The organism is Pigmentiphaga litoralis, assembly GCF_013408655.1.
In the GTDB taxonomy this organism is placed as follows: domain Bacteria; phylum Pseudomonadota; class Gammaproteobacteria; order Burkholderiales; family Burkholderiaceae_B; genus Pigmentiphaga; species Pigmentiphaga litoralis_A.
Map to the genome: position 1 here is coordinate 676,495 of NZ_JACCBP010000002.1, position 16,774 is coordinate 693,268.

Below are 16,774 nucleotides of genomic sequence, written 5' to 3' on the forward strand. Positions count from 1 at the left end.
CCGGTCAGCCGTTCTGGATCAGTCGGGCACGCAGGCCCGCCAGTTGGCGAGTCATGGTGTCCAGTTCATCGATACTGCATTCGGTTGCGCAAAACACACCCGTCGGGACCCCGATGGCCTGCTCGCGCAGGTCTCGCCCGGTGTCGGTCAATGACACGATGACTTGACGTTCATCGTGCGCAGCCCGCACCCGGCTCACCAGACCCGCCGCCTCAAGCCGCTTCAGCAGCGGGGTGAGCGTGGCCGAGTCCAGGAACAGATGCTCGCCAATCTCGGACACCGTCACAGCGTCTTTTTCCCACAGCACCAGCATGACCAGGTATTGCGGGTAGGTCAGGTTCAGGTCCTTGAGCAGCTTGCGATACACCTTGCTCATGGCCAGCGAGGTGGAATACAGGGCAAAACACAGCTGGCCGTCGAGCGCCAGAAGATTGCGGGTTGCCGGATCGGGCAATGTCTTCGTGTCCATGGCTTGCATATTAGATAGCGTGCGATTGAATGTCAAACGATTTGATTGTGCAGAGTCGGAAAGGTCGTCGGCACGGTGGTCGTTGCGGTCGTCGTTCATGACAGGGCCGTATCCAGCAGCATCATCACCACAAAGCCCAGCATCAGGCCCACCGTGGCGCAGGTCTCGTGCCCCTGGCGATGCGATTCGGGAATGATTTCGTGGCTTATCACGAACAGCATGGCGCCTGCGGCCATGGCCAGGCCCCAGGGCAGCAGGCCTGCCGACAGGCCGATCGCCGCGGCGCCGAACACAGCCGCGATTGGTTCGATCAGCCCCGACAGAATCCCCAGCCCCACGGCGGTCAGCTTGCGGTAGCCCACGCCGCGCAGGGCCATGGCCACGACCAGGCCTTCCGGCATGTCCTGAATCGAAATGCCGGTGGCCAGCGCCTGCGCGCCCAGCGTGTCGGTGCCGCCAAAGGCCACGCCGATCGCCATGCCTTCAGGCAGGTTGTGCAAGGTGATGGCCAGCACGAACAGCCACACGCGTTTCATGGCGCGGGCGCTCGGACCTTCCAGACCCTTCACGAAGTGTTCGTGCGGCACCAGCCGGTCCAGCAGCAACAGCAGCAGGGCGCCCACCAGGATGCCGCCGCCCACGATCCCGCCCGCACCCCACGCCCCGGCGCCTTGCGCCTTGGCCGCGGCAATGCCCGGGATCACCAATGAAAACGCGCTGGCGGCAAGCATCACGCCCGCGCCAAAGCCCATCACGGAGTCGGACACGCGTTGGGAAAAAGTCTGGGACAGCGCCACGGGCACGGTGCCCAGGGCCGTCGCGAAGGCGGCAAGCGAACCCGCCAGCAACGCGTCCTGCACCCGCGGGTTTTGCGCCGCGAGCCAAAAATAGAGGTCGCCCAGCAGCACCATGACACCGGTCGCGACAATGCCGAAGCCGAGCAGCCGCCGCCACGTCCAGGCGGAAGGATGATCCGGGCGTTTACCGGAAGACTCCAGGGCAGAGCTGTCCATGTCGGACTCCTCGCTGACGGGTGGTCAGGGTGTGCGGGGAACGTGCGGAAAAAAGGGCAGGGCGCGCGGCGGTGCAAGCACTTGCCGCGCGCCATCCTTCATGACATCAGTTAGGCGCGCTCATCGCAAGCGTTCCGTTGACCCCTGCAGGGAAAAACCCACCCTGCGTCACGGCGGCCTTGTTCAGGAACACGATGTTCAGCACCTGGCCCGGCGTGCGGCTGTAGGCGATGCCATTGGCATCCAGCGGCACGATGTTGGACACGGTAGCGGTCCCGATGCCCTGGTCCAGATCGGTGGCACCATCCAGCGAATCGCGGGCATCCGAAATGGCTTGCGCTTGAGATGTCAGGCCCTTCGAGTACAGCACCGCGCGGACCAGGCCGGCGTGATAGGCCTCGGCCGCCAGGATGCCGGCCGCGGCTTCCAGGAAGGTCTTGTTCTGGATCAGCGGCGATGCGCCCTTGTACGCCGTCACACCCACGTCTTCGAAAATGTAGGCGCCCAGCAGGAAGCTGTTGTCGTCGGCGTACGGATCGAAGGTCTGGCCGGCGGTGATCAGGCCGGCGGCACGCGCCGCGACCGAGAACGCACCGGTTGCACTGGCGCCGTCAATGTTGATGGCAGGTTGCGCCACGGCAGCCGAGCCCAGGGCGGCACGCAGGAAAGCGACGTGAGCGACTTCGTCGTCCGCGATTTCCTTGGCGTATGCAGCCACCAGCGGATCCTTGAACGGGACGATGTGCCCGCCGCTGACCGCGCCTTGGCGTCCGGCACCCGTCAGCAGGTTGGCCGGCAGGGTCCGGCCGTAGGCGGCCATCTGATAGAACTGGGCTTCCAGGTATTCCAGGTTCAGTGCGAAGTTCAGGATTTCGGGATCGGTTGGGCCGGTCTGCGCGACAGCGTCGTCGCCTGAACTGCCGCAGGCGCCAAGGATGACACCCGTTGCCAGCCCGGCGGTCAGGCCGGCGGACTTCCGGAAGAAGTGCCGGCGTTGCTCTTGTTTGCGTACCCGCTTGTCGAGCAGGTCGATGATGGCATTGTCGTTGTCGTTCTGGAACATCGTGGATACTCCTGGAGAACTCACTGAGAGACACGGTGCGCAAGGGCGCGGAAGGTCTCTTTCGCCGGATGGCGGGCCAGGCGCAGACGGGTCCGGGGGCGCATCGCGCGTGTGCGAGGCAGCCGCTCGGGCGGGCCGGTGTCGGTATGAGTGCTAACCGCCAGGAAACGGCGCAGATGCAGGGGTAAACACCATGAGATGGATCGAAATGCTACGACTTCTCACCTGGAGGTCACGCAAAGGGCAACCGGGATGACGGGGGATGCGCCGTCATGCATAAAAGTGCGCTCCAGCGGTTCAGCCGTGGTAGGCACCCGTGCCGCGTGAAATCACGGTGTCCGTTGGCAGCACCTGCCCCGGGGCCAGTTCTTCGCGCTGCCACACCCGTTCGTATACCGGCGCAAAGTCGATGCTGGCCAGGTCCAGGACCGCTTCCAGGCTGTCGACCACAAAATAGGTCTCCTGGAAGTCATCGATGCGGTACCGGGTCGCCATCACCCGTTCCAGATCGAACGCCACGCGGTTGGGCGACGGATCGTCCAGCGCGAACCGGGTTTCCGTCAACGACGACGCAATCCCGGCGCCATAGATGCGCAGCCCGCCCGCCTCGCGCATCAGGCCGAATTCCACCGTGTACCAATAGACGCGCGCCAGTTGCGCCAGGGTGCCAAGCTGCTGCGCGCGCAGTCCGCCCTTGCCGTAGGCCTGGATGTAATCGGCAATGGCCGGATTCATCAGCATCGGCACATGGCCGAACACGTCGTGGAAGATATCGGGTTCTTCCAGATAGTCGAGCTGGTCGGGCCGCCGGATGAACTGGCCCGCCGGAAAGCGGCGGTTGGCCAAATGATCGAAAAACACTTCGTCGGGCACCAGGCCCGGCACCGCCACCACCTGCCAGCCGGTGCGCGCCATCAGCACCTCGCTCAGCGCATCGAATTCGGGAATCTGGTCGGCCGCGATCGGCAGATCGCGCATGCCCTGCACGAATGCGTCGCAAGCCCGCCCCGGCAGCAGCCGGGATTGCCGCTCGAACAGCGTCTTCCAGGTGGCATGGTCTTCCGGGCCATAGCGGGACCAGTCTTGCGGAATGGTCCAGTCAGGCCGCTCGGGCGGCGGGGCGTCGGCGGCAGCCAGGCCGTGCTTGGCCGCGGGGGATGTCGGCATCCGCATGATGGCTAGCGCGCAAAACGGGCGTAGGCTTCGTCGGCAAACTTGGCGAGGTCGATGTCCCGATGGGTCAGGCCGTTGGCTTCGTGGGTCGTCAACAGGATGTGGACCTTGTTGTAGACGTTGGACCACTCGGGATGATGGTCGCGCTTTTCGGCGGTGATGGCGATCTGGGTCATGAACGCGAACGCCTGCGCAAAATCCTTGAACTTGAAGTCGCGGGTGATGGCGCCCCGGGCTTCGTCGAAATGCCATTGGGGCAGGCTGGCCAGCTGAACGTGTGCGGTATGTGCCGTCATCTTTTCCATGATTCTCTCCTGACTGGTGGGGCAGCCGGCGGTCGCACTAAGGCGGTGCGCATTGCCGGCCTCGACCCTGCCAGTTTCCTCCAGGCTCGGCCGTCAAGGCCAGACATCGTGGCATTTGATTCAAAAAACCGGCCCCAGGACAGATTTGCCCATGCTGCACCGCCACTAACGCCCCGGGTCACCGTACTATGCCCAAGTGCGCGCGGAAGGTCCGCGTGTGTGGTCTGGATTGGCATGCTTTCTGCTTGAATCCACGCTCTTGTCTTAACGGTATCGTCACCCTCGGAGCCGCTCGTGGCCATTCAAGTTGCCTTAAAACACGTCACGCATTACCGCTACGACCGTCCCGTTACCCTCTCGCCGCAAGTCGTGCGGCTGCGTCCCGCGCCGCATTCGCGCACGCCCATCCTGTCGTATTCGCTCACGATCGAACCGGCCGAACACTTTGTGAACTGGCAGCAGGACCCGTTCGCCAACTACCTGGCGCGGCTGACCTTCCCCAGCAAGACCACCGAATTCAAGATCACCGTCGATCTGGTCGCCGAAATGTCGGTGCTCAATCCGTTCGACTTCTTTCTTGAACCCGAAGGCGAGCACTTCCCGTTCAAGTACGACGACGCCTTGGCGCGCGAACTCGCGCCTTACCTCGTCAAAGGCGAACTGACGCCGCTGTTCAAGAAGTTTGTCGACCGGATCGACGTCAGCCCGCGCCGCACGATCGATTTCCTGGTTGCCCTGAACCAGCTGGTGCATGACGACATCAGCTACCTGATTCGCATGGAACCGGGCGTGCAGACGCCTGAAGAAACCCTGGAACTGGCGGCGGGTTCGTGCCGCGATTCGGGCTGGCTGCTGGTTGAAGCCCTGCGCCAGCTGGGCCTGGCCGCGCGGTTCGTGTCCGGCTACCTGATCCAGCTCAAGCCCGACGTCAAGTCGCTGGACGGCCCGTCGGGCGCCGAGGCGGACTTTACCGACCTGCACGCCTGGTGCGAGGTCTATCTGCCGGGCGCAGGCTGGGTCGGCCTGGATCCCACGTCGGGCCTCTTCGCGGGCGAAGGGCACATCCCCCTGGCCGCGACGCCGGAACCGAGCAGCGCGGCCCCCGTGACCGGCGCGGTCGACAAGGCCGAGGTCGAGTTCGAACACACCATGGAAGTCACGCGGGTGTTCGAAACGCCCCGGGTGACCAAGCCGTATACCGAAGACCAGTGGCAATCGGTGCTGAAGCTGGGCGAACAGGTCGATGCCGACCTGAAGGCCATGGACGTGCGCCTGACGATGGGCGGCGAGCCCACCTTCGTGTCGGTGGACGACCGCGACGGCGCCGAATGGAATATTGCCGCGCTGGGCCCGACCAAACGGGGCTTTGCCACCGAACTCGTGCACAAGCTGCGCGCCAAGTACGGCGCCGGCGGCTTTCTGCACTTTGGCCAGGGCAAGTGGTATCCCGGCGAACAGCTGCCCCGCTGGGCGCTGTCCATCTACTGGCGTGCCGACGGCAAGCCGTGCTGGGAAGATCCTTCCCTGTTTGCCGACGAACGCGAACCGGGCAATTACACCGAAGCCGACGCCAAGCGCTTCATCGAAAGCCTGACCACCTTGCTGGGCCTGGGCACCAGCACGATCGCGCCCGGCTATGAAGACGTCTTCTATTACCTGTGGCGCGAACGCCGCCTGCCGGTCAACGTCGACCCGTTCGACGCGCGGCTGGACGATGAAATGGAACGTGCGCGTCTGCGCAAGGTGTTCGAGCAGAAGCTGGACAAGGTGGTCGGCTACACGCTGCCCATTCGCCGCAACGACGCCAACACCGGCCCGGCGTGGCTGACCGGACCGTGGTTCTTCCGCGACGAACGGATGTACCTGTTCCCGGGTGATTCGCCCATGGGCTATCGCCTGCCGCTCGATTCGCTGCCGTGGGTGTCCGAAGCCGACGCCGTGCAGCAGTTCGACCGTGATCCTTTCGCACCCCGTGGCGGCCTGGCCGACCCGGTGCAGATCCGGGCGCAGCTGCCGGGCATGGCCGCGGAACGCAATGCGGCGGGCGATCCGTCGCGTGCCAGTGCCGCCGCGCCCGCTGCGCCGGGGCGTGCGCCCGATGCCGGCCGCAATGCCGGAACGGGTATTGCCGGACGTGATGGAGCGACAGGTGCTGGTGCGGGTGCGGGTGCTGGTGCTGGTGCCGGCGCCGCCCCGTCCGAGTCCGACCGCGTGCCGGCGCCGTTCGAGTCCGCCTCGTGGATCAACCGTACGGCGCTGTGCGTCGAAGCGCGCCAGGGCATCGTCTATATCTTCATGCCGCCGCTGGCCGACGTCGAACACTATCTGGAACTGGTCGCCGCCGTGGAAGCCACGGCACGCAAGCTGGCCATGCGTATCGTGATCGAGGGCTATCCGCCCCCACGCGATCCGCGCCTGAAGCTGCTGGCCGTCACACCGGATCCGGGCGTGATCGAGGTCAACATCCATCCGTCCAGCAATTGGGCTGATCTGGTTGATCACACCGAATTCCTGTACCAGGCGGCGTTCGAGACGCGGCTGTCGACCGAAAAATTCATGCTCGACGGCCGCCATACCGGCACCGGCGGCGGCAACCACTTCGTGCTGGGCGGCGCCACGCCGGCCGACAGCCCGTTCCTGCGCCGCCCCGACGTCCTGACCAGCCTGATCGCGTACTGGATCAACCACCCGTCCTTGTCCTATCTGTTCTCGGGCATGTTCATCGGGCCGACCAGCCAGGCGCCGCGGGTGGACGAAGCGCGCAACGACCAGATCTACGAACTCGAACTCGCCATTCAAGAGATCGACAAGCAGATGGCCGCCAATGGCGGCAACTGCCCGCCGTGGATGGTCGACCGCGCCTTGCGCAACATCCTGATCGACGTCACCGGCAACACCCACCGGTCGGAATTCTGCATCGACAAGCTCTATTCGCCCGACAGTTCCACCGGCCGCCTGGGCCTGCTGGAACTGCGCGCGTTCGAAATGCCGCCGCATGCCCGCATGAGCCTGTCGCAGCAGTTGCTGCTGCGGGCCCTGGTCGCCTACTTCTGGAAGCGGCCGTACAAGGCGCGGATCACGCGCTGGGGCACCGAACTGCACGACCGTTTCCTGCTGCCCACCTACGTGGCCATGGACTTCGACGACGTGCTGGACGAACTGAACGAGGCCGGCTACGCGTTCGACCGCGCCTGGTTCGCGCCGCACTTCGAATTCCGCTTCCCGCTGTTCGGGGAAGTGGCGGCGCGCAGCGTGCAGCTGCAGATCCGGTCGGCCCTGGAACCGTGGCATGTCATGGGCGAAGAAAGCTCGTCCACCGGCACGGCGCGGTATGTGGATTCGTCGCTGGAACGGGTCGAGGTCAAGGTCACCGGCCTGAACGACAACCGCTACGTGGTCACGGTCAACGGCCGCGCCTTGCCTTTGCAGCCCACGGGCCGCGTGGGTGAATTCGTGGCAGGCGTGCGCTACAAGGCCTGGGCGCCGCCGACCGCGCTGCACCCGACCATCCCGATCCACACCCCGCTCACGTTCGATATCGTCGATACCTGGACGCAGCGGTCGCTGGGCGGCTGCCAGTATCATGTCGCTCATCCGGGCGGGCGCAACCCTGAAACCTTCCCCGTCAATTCGTACGAAGCCGAAAGCCGGCGTTTGTCGCGCTTCCTTAGAATGGGCCACACGGCCGGGCGCATGGTGGTCGAACCGGCCATCCCCGGACGTGAATTCCCGTATTCACTCGATCTGCGGCACGATTGACCTGATGGCAGGCCGGCGGCATTGCCGCCGCGCCGCCGCCGTCCGGATCCGTTCCGAGGGCAACGCCAGGGCTCGCTCCCTGGGGCCCAAGCACACCGAGTAGACCGATGGCTTCTATGCTTTTTCCGACCGAGGCGTCCCAGGACGCCGTGGCGACTGCGCTGCATCTGGCGCTGGCGGCACGCACCGGCCATTACGACGAACTTCGCGACGCGGCGCGCGGCAAGGCGCTGCGTCAGCATTGGCAAAGCTTCTTCGAGCATCTGGGGCCCGCCGGCTTTTCCGATCTCGATGAACGTGCCGATGCGGTCGCGCGTCAGATCCGCGAAAACGGCATCACCTACAACATCTATGCCGATGCCGATGGTCCCACCCGGCTATGGTCGCTCGACCTGCTGCCTTTCCTCATTCCCGACCACGAATGGCAGGGCCTCGAAGCCGGCCTGACCCAGCGCGCCACGCTGCTCAACCGCATCGTGGCCGATATCTACGGGCCACAGCATCTGCTGACCGAGGGCCTGGTGCCGTCGGCGCTGGTCTACGGCCACCCGGGATATCTGCGCCCGTTGTGCGGCTTCACACCGCCGGGCGACACCTATCTGCACATCGTGGCGTTCGACCTGGCGCGCGCGCCCGATGGCAAGTGGTGGGTCGTCTCGCAACGTACGCAGGCGCCGTCCGGCATGGGCTACGCGCTGGAAAATCGGCTGGCCATTTCCAACCTGTTCAACGAGGCGTTCCACGAACTGCGGGTGCAGCACCTGGCGGCCAGCTACCGCACCATGGTCGACATGCTGTACCGGCTCAGCCCATTGAACCTGGCGCCCGGCACCCCGCCGCGCATCGTGCTGCTGACCCCGGGGCCGTACAACGAAACCTACTTCGAGCAGACCTTCCTGGCACGCTATCTGGGCCTGACGCTGGTTGAAGGGGGCGACCTGACGGTGCGCGACAACCAGCTGTTCCTGAAGTCGCTGCATGGACTGGAACGCGTGCACGCCGTGTTGCGGCGTCTGGACGACGACTTTTGCGACCCCCTGGAATTGCGGTCGGATTCCACGCTGGGCATTCCGGGCCTGCTGCAGGCGATGCGCGCGGGCAATGTGCTGGTCGCCAATTCGCTCGGCACCAGTTTCCTGGAATCGCCTGCCTTCAACGGCTTCCTGCCGGCCATCGCGCAGCGGCTGATGGGCGAGGACCTGACCTTGCCGTCGCTGGCGTCGTGGTGGTGCGGCGAAGAAGCCGCCCTCAAACAGGTGCTGCCGTATCTGTCGACCCTGGTGATCAAGCCGACCTATCCCGAACGCAAGGCCAATGCCGCGTTCGAGCCCATCATCGGCGCCTACGCGTCGCCCGAAGAGCTCGAAGAATTGCGCGAGCGCATCGCCGCGGACCCCGACGCCTTCACGCTGCAGGCCTATCTGCCGCTGTCGCAGGCGCCGGTCTGGAGCGGCGGGCATCTGCTGCCGCGCGCGGCCATGGTGCGCATGTTTGCCGTGGCCGACGGCCGGGGCAGCTGGAGCATCGTGCCGGGCGGCCTGACCCGGGTCGGCGGGCGCGACCAGCGCGTCGTGTCCATGCAAAGCGGCGGCAGCAGTGTCGATACCTGGGTCATGACCTCGGGCGTGGTCGACATGTTCTCGATGCTGCCCGAACAGCTCAGCCCCGAAGACCTGTCGCAAAAGCGCCGCCCGGTGTCCAGCCGGTCGGCCGAAAACATGTTCTGGCTGGGCCGCTATACCGAACGCGCCGACACGGGCGTGCGGCTGGGCCGGCTGACGCTGGAGCGCTTCGGCAGCGGCGCCGTCGATTCCGGTGAGATGTTCGTGGCGGTAGCCCGGCTATGCGAACGCAATGGCCTCATTCCGTCCCCCGCGCCCATGGAATCGCCGCGCGCCTTCGAACAGGGCTTGCTCAAATATCTGGCGGACGAAACCGCCACCATGGGCGTGCGCTACAACCTGCGCGCCCTGGCCAGTTCGGCCGGGCAGATCCGCGACCGTTTGTCGCCCGACCACTGGCGCCTGATCCTGGCCGCCGGCGACGACTTTACGGCTGACCTGGCCGACGGCCCCGATGACGACGACCGTGCCGACTACTCGGCCCTGCGGGCGCAGGAAGCCCTGCAACGCCTGGCCACCCGCCTGTCCGCCATTACCGGAGCGCAGGCCGACCGCATGACGCGTGACGACGGCTGGCGCCTGCTGACCATTGGCCGGCAGACCGAACGCCTGTCCGTCATGTCGCGGTCGCTCGACTGCCTGTTCACCGATAACGCCGTGCTGCTCGAATCGGGCTTTGCCTTGCTGCTCGACGTGTTCGACAGCACGATCACCTATCGGGCCTATTACCAGAGCCGGCACGAAATTCCGGTGCTGCTCAATCTGCTGGTGCTGGACGAAGACAATCCCCGGTCGCTCGCCTGCATCGCCGCCGAACTGCGCAGCGAACTGGCGCGCTTCACCAAAAGCGATCCGTCGCGGCCCGATCCCATGCTGGCTTTGCTGCCGCCGGAAGGGCTGGGCGTAACCTTGTCCAGCCTGTGCGAGCGCGATGCCGATGGCCGCTATGGCGCCGTGCTGGCCCTGGCCGCGCAATTGACACGCGCAGCCAGCGCCATTTCTGACGAGATCGGCCGGCGGTATTTCAGCCACGCCATCGACTTTCCGCGGGCGGTCCGGGCATGACAATCATGGATCCCAACGCGCCGCCCGATCAGAACCTGCCGTTCGATCCGCAGCCTCAGTTCGAGCAGAACCCGCAGTTCGCCTTGAACCCGCAGTTCGATCCCAACGGCCCCTTCTACGCCTACCCGTCGCCGGGCGGGCAGATGCCGACGCCGTTTCAGCCCGACATGCCCGAACAGCTGCAGATGCCGATGCAGACCCAGATGCAGGGTCAATTGCCATCGCAGGAACAGGTGCTGGGCAACATGCGGCAAAGCCAGGGCCCAGATGGGCAGTCGCAGTCGTTCCCGACATCGCCCTGCGGCGCCCTGGTGTCGTCCGATGCCCCGTCGTCCCCCGACGATGGCAGCGTCGCGCTCACCATCATCCACGAAACGCTGTATCACTACGCCGCGCGGGTCGAACAGGCGCATCACCTGGCCTACCTCAAGCCGCTGGATCAGCCCTGCCAGCGGCTGGAATCGTTCGCGCTCGACATCGAACCGGAACCGTCGCACTGCACGACCGAGACCGACGTCTACGGCAACGCCCGCAGCATTTTCGAGATGTACGCCCCGCACGACGCGTTGCGCGTCAGCGCCACCAGCCGGGTCATCGTGCGTCCGCGATTCGAAGGCATCACGCCCGAGGCCACGCAGCCCTGGGAAGAGGTTGCCCACGCGCTGCGCTACGTGGCGGGCGGCAGCTTCCGCCCCGAAGTGGAATTCACGTTTGCGTCACCGTACGTCGCCATACTGGCGCCCTTGCGCGATTACGCGCGCGCGTCCTTCACCGCGGGCCGGCCGGTGGCTGAGGCGGCCATCGATCTCATGCAGCGGGTTCATGGCGACTTCACCTATGCGTCGTGCAGTACCGACGTCTCGACGCCCATGATCGATGCGTTCACCCAGCGGCGCGGCGTGTGCCAGGATTTCGCGCACGTCATGCTGGGCTGCCTGCGCGCCGTGGGCCAGGCCGCCAGATATGTCAGCGGCTACCTCATGTCGCAGCCGCCCCCGGGGCAGGCGCGGCTGATCGGCGCCGATGCGTCGCATGCCTGGGTCGCGGTCCATTGTCCCGGGCTGGGCCGGCAGGACGACTGGCTGGACCTGGACCCCACCAACGGCATGGTGCCGGCAGCCAGTCACGCCATGCTCGCCTGGGGCCGTGACTATGGCGACGTGACGCCCCTGCGCGGCGTGATCCGCGGCGGGGGCGGCCACGACCTGACGGTGCGCGTCACGGTCGCGCCCGATCACGAGCGCATCGAACCGACACCAGATCAATCATCGCAAGCTCTACAGACGCAACATCAACAGGACACACCATGAGTCATCTGCATTTCATCGGCGGCGAAAAAGGCGGGGTAGGCAAGTCGCTGGTCGCACGCGTTCTGGCGCAATACTTCATCGATCGCGAACGCCCGTTCGTCGGCTTCGATGCGGATCCGTCGCACGGCGCGCTGATGCGCTTCTACGCCGACTACACGTCGCCGGTGCGGATCGACCAGTACGACAGCCTGGACCGGATCGTTGAAACGGCCGTGGCCCAGCCCGAATCCGAAGTGCTGGTGGACCTGGCCGCGCAGACGCAAGACGCGTTGCTGCACTGGATCGAAGAGTCCAGCCTGCTGGAACTGTCGTCGGAAATGGATCTGCCGCTCACGTACTGGCACGTCATGGACACGGGACGCGACTCGGTCGACCTGCTGCGCAAGCTGCTTGATACGGTCGGCGGCCGGCTGGACCTGGTGCTGGTCAAGAATGAAGTGCGGGGAGGCGACTTCCATGTGCTGGACGCGTCGGCCGAACTGAAGCGCGCCACGACGATGGGCGCCAAGGTGGTCACCCTGCGCCGCCTGCAGGACAGCACCATGCAGAAGATCGACGCGCACAGCAGCAGCTTCTGGGCAGTCACCCATCCGTCATCGCCCAGCCAGGTCGGCTTGCTCGAGCGTCAGCGGATCAAGAGCTGGCTCAACAAGACGTACGCTGAATTCGAACGTATCGGCGTGTGACGATGAGCCGAAAAGCCCGATGCATCGGGCTTTTCGCGTGGTGATCTACTGACAGTTGCACATGCTTGCTTACACCCTGACGGCAAGCGGGTCTTTACAGTGCATTCTCGACATCACGCGCTTGCCGACCGGCAGGCGCGACCCCTGATACACCATCGCGCAAGGCACCATCATGAGCAGTTTCTTCGATTCCATCAGCGCCCGCGTGGCCGACTCCGGCAAGAGGAAACGCGACAATTCCCGTGGCAAGATCTTCCATTGCGACTGCGGCCAGCCCGTGTTCTTCCACAACACGGCCTGCCTTGCCTGCCAGGCGCAGCTGGGTTACGAGCCCGACCTGGGAGAAGTGCGTTCGCTGGCCGAAGGCACGGAACCCGACACCTGGGTGCTGGCATCCGAGCCCAAGGGCCGGATCTTCAAACGCTGCGGCAACCTGAACACCCCGGCTGCATGCAATTGGCTGCTGCCCGCGGATTCGGCCGAGACCTTGTGTCTCGCCTGCCAGCTCAACCGTACGATTCCCGACCTGTCGGTCCCGGAAAACGGTGAACTCTGGCGCAAGATCGAAGCGGCCAAGCGCCTGCTGATCGCGCAACTGTTGACGCTGGGCTTGCCGGTCAAGCCCATGGTCGAAGAAGGCGACGGCGGGCTGGCATTCGACTTCGTGGGTACGTCGGTTGACGGCGTGGCGCCCCTGACGGGCCATGCCAGCGGCCTCGTCACGCTCAACATCAAGGAAGCGGACGACGCCGAACGCGCCAAGATGCGCGAGCAGATGCACGAGCCCTACCGCACCCTGTTGGGCCACTTCCGCCATGAAATCGGCCATTACTACTGGGACGTGCTGATCGCCGACGGCCCCTTCCTGGAACACTACCGGAAGGCCTTTGGCGACGAGCGCATCGATTACGGCGAAGCCCTGAAGGTGCATTACGAAAATGGCGCGCCGCCGGATTGGGCCAACCACTTCATCAGCACCTACGCGTCGTCGCATCCGTGGGAAGACTGGGCCGAAACCTGGGCCCATTACCTGCACATGATGGACACGGTGGACACGGCGCTGAGCTACGGCATCTCGCCCAAGGCAGTGCAGCGCGACTACGAGCCGTTCACCGAAGCCGTGCTGACCGACCCCGATGATCCGTCGGCGCAGGACTTTCTGCGGATCGTGAACGCGTGGGTCGCCCTGACCGGCGTGCTGAACGAACTGTCGCGCGCCATGGGCCAGCGGGATTTCTATCCGTTTGCGCTGCCGGCACCCGTGGTGGGCAAGCTCCAGTTCATTCACCGCGTGGTCAAGGCTGGCAGCGAGCAGGTCAGCCGCGACGAGACCGTGGCCGTGACGATCGACGAACCGATGCTGATGGCGGGCGCCGCTGCTGCGCAGAACATGCAGACGCAAGAGCAGGGCGATGCGGGCCAGTCGCAAGGCGACGGCATGGGCAACAACCAGGGTCAGAACCTGGGCCCGTCGTCGACGCCTGAGGGTGCGCCCGCGGTGGGGGCGGCGCCTGCCGCTGCGCCGCTGGACAATGCGGTTGCACCGGTCAACAACAACGTTGCTCCGGTCAACAATCCCGTTGCTCCGGTCAACAACAACGTTGCTCTCGTCAACAATCCCGTTGCGCCGCTCGACAATACCGTTGCACCCGTCAACAATCCGGCGCCCGTCGTGAACGGCGTCAATGCCGACGGCACGCCGGCTAACCCGACGACGCCGCCGCAAGCGGCTCAGCAGCCGGTGCCCGCACCGCTGTAAATCGCGTTCAGCGTGGACCCGCCCCGGCTTCGACCTTGTGTCGTCGCCGGGGTTTTTTTATGGTCGCTGAAAAAGCTCAGTGCCCGATCACGCGTTCGCCGGCGTCCGGCTTGTCATGCACGCCAAACTTGTCCACCAGCGTGCTGCTCGCTTCATTCAGCCCCGTCACGTCCACCTGTGTGCCGGCCTGGCGGAACTTCATGACGACCTTGTCCAGCGCGCCCACCGACGTAATGTCCCAGAAGTGGGCCTGGCTCACATCGATCGTCACCCGCGACAGCGCTTCCTTTACGTCGAAGGCATCGGCAAACGCGTCGGCCGACGCAAAGAACACCTGGCCGCGCACGCGGTAATCGCGTTGGCTTGCGTCGTTCGACAGCTGGCTTTCCACCCGGAACAGACGGCTGACCTTCCTGGCAAAGAACAGCGCGCTCAGCACCACGCCCGTGCCCACGCCCTTGGCCAAGTCATTGGTTGCGATCGTGACGATCACGGTGGCGATCATGACGATGCTGGAACTGGCCGGATGCGTGCGCAGGTTACGGATGGACGCCCAACTGAAGGTGCCGATCGACACCATGATCATCACGGCGACCAGCGCCGCCATCGGGATGCGCGCCACCCACGGACCAAGAAACACCACCATCACCAGCAGCAATCCGCCCGCCACCAGCGTGGACAGGCGCGTGCGGCCGCCCGACCGCACATTGATCACGGACTGCCCGATCATCGCGCAACCCGCCATCCCGCCCAGCAGCCCCGACGCAATGTTGGCAATGCCCTGGCCCGCGCATTCCCGACTCTTGTTGCTGGGGGTGTCGGTCATGTCATCCACGATCGTTGCGGTCATCAACGACTCGAGCAGGCCCACGATCGCCAGCGTGCAGGCATAGGGCAGGATGATCCACAAGGTATCCAGCGTGAACGGCACATCAGGCAGCAGGAAAATCGGCAGGCTGTCGGGCAACTGGCCCATGTCGCCCACCGTACGGATATCCAGGCCCAGGAACAGCGACACCGCCGTCAGCACCACGATGCAGACCAGCGGCGACGGCACCGCCCGGGTCACATAAGGCAGGAGATAGATGATGCCCAGGCCGGCCGCCGTCATCGCGTAGACCACCCACGACACGCCGATCAGTTCAGGCAATTGCGCCGCAAAGATCAGGATTGCCAGCGCATTGACGAAGCCAGTGACCACGGAACGGGACACAAACCGCATCAGCACGCCCAGCCGCATCAGGCCTGCCACGATCTGCAGTGCCCCGGTCAACAAGGTTGCCGCCAGCAGATACTGCAGGCCGTGATCCTTGACCAGCGTCACCATCACCAGCGCCATCGACCCGGTCGCCGCCGAAATCATGGCCGGCCGCCCGCCGGTGAAGGCGATCACCACGGCAATGCAGAACGAGGCATACAGCCCCACTTTCGGGTCCACGCCCGCGATGATCGAAAAGGCAATGGCCTCAGGAATGAGCGCCAGCGCGACCACGATGCCGGACAGCAGATCGCCGCGGACGTTGGACAGCCAGTCCCGGCGGAAGGAATGGGAAGAGAACATGGGAATCACCTGGCCGGTGCACGGGGCAGCGGCGCGGCCGGGCCTACTGACCGGGCAGTTGAAGAAAGAAGAGGAATGCTTACGGCCGGCGAGTTTACTTCACACGCTGCGGTAGACGTGAAGCTGCGCGACACCGGCAGGTTGCCCCACGGCGCAGGCTGCAGACATCACTTCTTTGAATCGAACTTCGCCGCTCGTCGCAATCGTATCGGCCCTCGAACCGGCTGGTTCAGGTCGATGGTGGTCTGCCCCTGCGTGACGCGAATTACGTCGGCATCGGCAAGGCGCGCGGCCACGTCGCGGATCCGCGGCATCAGCCCCCGCCATATGGCCTCGTCGTCGGACAGCGACCGGGCAACGTCCGACGGGCAGATCGACACGTCCGGGCGACGCTCGGCCAGCAGCGCGACGATGCGGTCGGCCAGTTGCGTATCGGTGAAGTCGGCGTTGTTGTTGCGCATGCTGCCGAGAGTAACCGAGCGGTGCCGCGGCCCGGCAAGGCGCACTGCACAGGGATACACTTTTCGGATCCACTGCCCACCCACCGTCGCATGGCCAAACGCGTCACCGAACCCTGGTATCAACCGCCCGTCGAAGAGCGCTGCGCGCTTTGCGGCCGGGTCGTGCCTGGCGACCAGCGTGACAAACACCATCTGATTCCCAAGTCGGAAGGCGGCAAGGAAACGGCCGTTTTGCACCGGATCTGCCATCGCCAGATCCATGCCCTGTTCACCGAAAGCGAATTGGCGCACGATTACGCCACCATCGACGCGCTGATGACGAACGATTCGATCCGACGATTCGTGAAGTGGATCCGCACCAAGCCACCCGGTTTTTACGAGCGGACGCGGCGCAGCAAGCGGTAGGCGGCGAAAAGGTGACGTGGACTCCACGCACCGGACGGCCCCAGTCGCCTTTGTCCTGATCTGGGGATGTTCGGAGGCACCAAGCGGGTTGCGACTGTCACGGGCCGGACATCTGCCTGCGTC

13 protein-coding genes are annotated in these 16,774 nt (G+C 65.1%); 6 read left to right on the forward strand and 7 right to left on the reverse strand.

The features are described 5' to 3' along the window. Positions 1-4: 4 nt before the first annotated feature. From HD883_RS23140 to HD883_RS23160, 5 genes are all read right to left on the reverse strand, one after another. Entirely contained in the window at positions 5-478 is a 474-nt protein-coding gene (locus tag HD883_RS23140; RefSeq protein WP_179589825.1) for a MarR family winged helix-turn-helix transcriptional regulator, read from the reverse strand. Positions 479-564: 86 nt separating this feature from the next. After that, a complete protein-coding gene (locus HD883_RS23145; protein ID WP_218863641.1) occupies positions 565-1,380 on the reverse strand; it encodes a ZIP family metal transporter in 816 nt (271 codons plus the stop codon). A gap of 208 nt (positions 1,381-1,588) precedes the next feature. Then, complete coding sequence (locus tag HD883_RS23150; protein WP_179589313.1) at positions 1,589-2,545, reverse strand: ferritin-like domain-containing protein; 957 nt, start codon at positions 2,543-2,545, stop codon at positions 1,589-1,591. Positions 2,546-2,842: 297 nt separating this feature from the next. After that, complete coding sequence (phhA, locus tag HD883_RS23155; protein WP_179589314.1) at positions 2,843-3,712, reverse strand: phenylalanine 4-monooxygenase; 870 nt, start codon at positions 3,710-3,712, stop codon at positions 2,843-2,845. 11 nt (positions 3,713-3,723) lie between these two features. Continuing rightward, on the reverse strand, positions 3,724-4,023 hold the full coding sequence (locus tag HD883_RS23160) for a 4a-hydroxytetrahydrobiopterin dehydratase (protein ID WP_179589315.1): 300 nt from the start codon (positions 4,021-4,023) through the stop codon (positions 3,724-3,726). 294 nt (positions 4,024-4,317) lie between these two features. On the opposite strand from HD883_RS23160, the gene HD883_RS23165 reads away from it, so the two are divergent. The 5 genes from HD883_RS23165 to HD883_RS23185 all read left to right on the forward strand — a co-directional run bounded on the left by HD883_RS23165 (position 4,318) and on the right by HD883_RS23185 (position 14,224). Next, the gene (locus tag HD883_RS23165; RefSeq protein WP_179589316.1) at positions 4,318-7,782 is read left to right on the forward strand and encodes a transglutaminase family protein; all 3,465 of its coding nucleotides are present in this window, start codon (positions 4,318-4,320) and stop codon (positions 7,780-7,782) included. A 107-nt stretch (positions 7,783-7,889) separates the two neighbouring features. Next, entirely contained in the window at positions 7,890-10,469 is a 2,580-nt protein-coding gene (locus HD883_RS23170; RefSeq protein WP_179589317.1) for a circularly permuted type 2 ATP-grasp protein, read from the forward strand. 5 nt (positions 10,470-10,474) lie between these two features. Continuing rightward, positions 10,475-11,779 carry a transglutaminase N-terminal domain-containing protein gene (locus HD883_RS23175; RefSeq protein ID WP_306455939.1) on the forward strand — a complete coding sequence of 435 codons (1,305 nt, stop codon included), beginning with the start codon at positions 10,475-10,477 and terminating at the stop codon, positions 11,777-11,779. After that, positions 11,776-12,465, forward strand: coding sequence for a nucleotide-binding protein (locus tag HD883_RS23180; RefSeq protein WP_179589318.1), 690 nt, complete (start codon positions 11,776-11,778; stop codon positions 12,463-12,465). Before HD883_RS23175 ends, HD883_RS23180 begins: the two co-directional genes overlap by 4 nt. A gap of 172 nt (positions 12,466-12,637) precedes the next feature. Then, positions 12,638-14,224, forward strand: a complete 1,587-nt coding sequence (locus tag HD883_RS23185; protein WP_179589319.1) for a zinc-binding metallopeptidase family protein — start codon at positions 12,638-12,640, stop codon at positions 14,222-14,224. 76 nt (positions 14,225-14,300) lie between these two features. On the opposite strand, the gene HD883_RS23190 is transcribed toward HD883_RS23185, so the two are convergent. Then, the gene (locus tag HD883_RS23190; RefSeq protein ID WP_179589320.1) at positions 14,301-15,785 is read right to left on the reverse strand and encodes a SulP family inorganic anion transporter; all 1,485 of its coding nucleotides are present in this window, start codon (positions 15,783-15,785) and stop codon (positions 14,301-14,303) included. 167 nt (positions 15,786-15,952) lie between these two features. After that, positions 15,953-16,246 (reverse strand): DUF3253 domain-containing protein, encoded by a 294-nt coding sequence (locus tag HD883_RS23195; RefSeq protein ID WP_179589321.1) that lies wholly within the window; start codon positions 16,244-16,246, stop codon positions 15,953-15,955. 90 nt (positions 16,247-16,336) lie between these two features. Between HD883_RS23195 and HD883_RS23200 the strand changes: the two genes are divergently transcribed. After that, the gene (locus tag HD883_RS23200; RefSeq protein WP_179589322.1) at positions 16,337-16,651 is read left to right on the forward strand and encodes an HNH endonuclease; all 315 of its coding nucleotides are present in this window, start codon (positions 16,337-16,339) and stop codon (positions 16,649-16,651) included. Positions 16,652-16,774 lie beyond the last annotated feature (123 nt).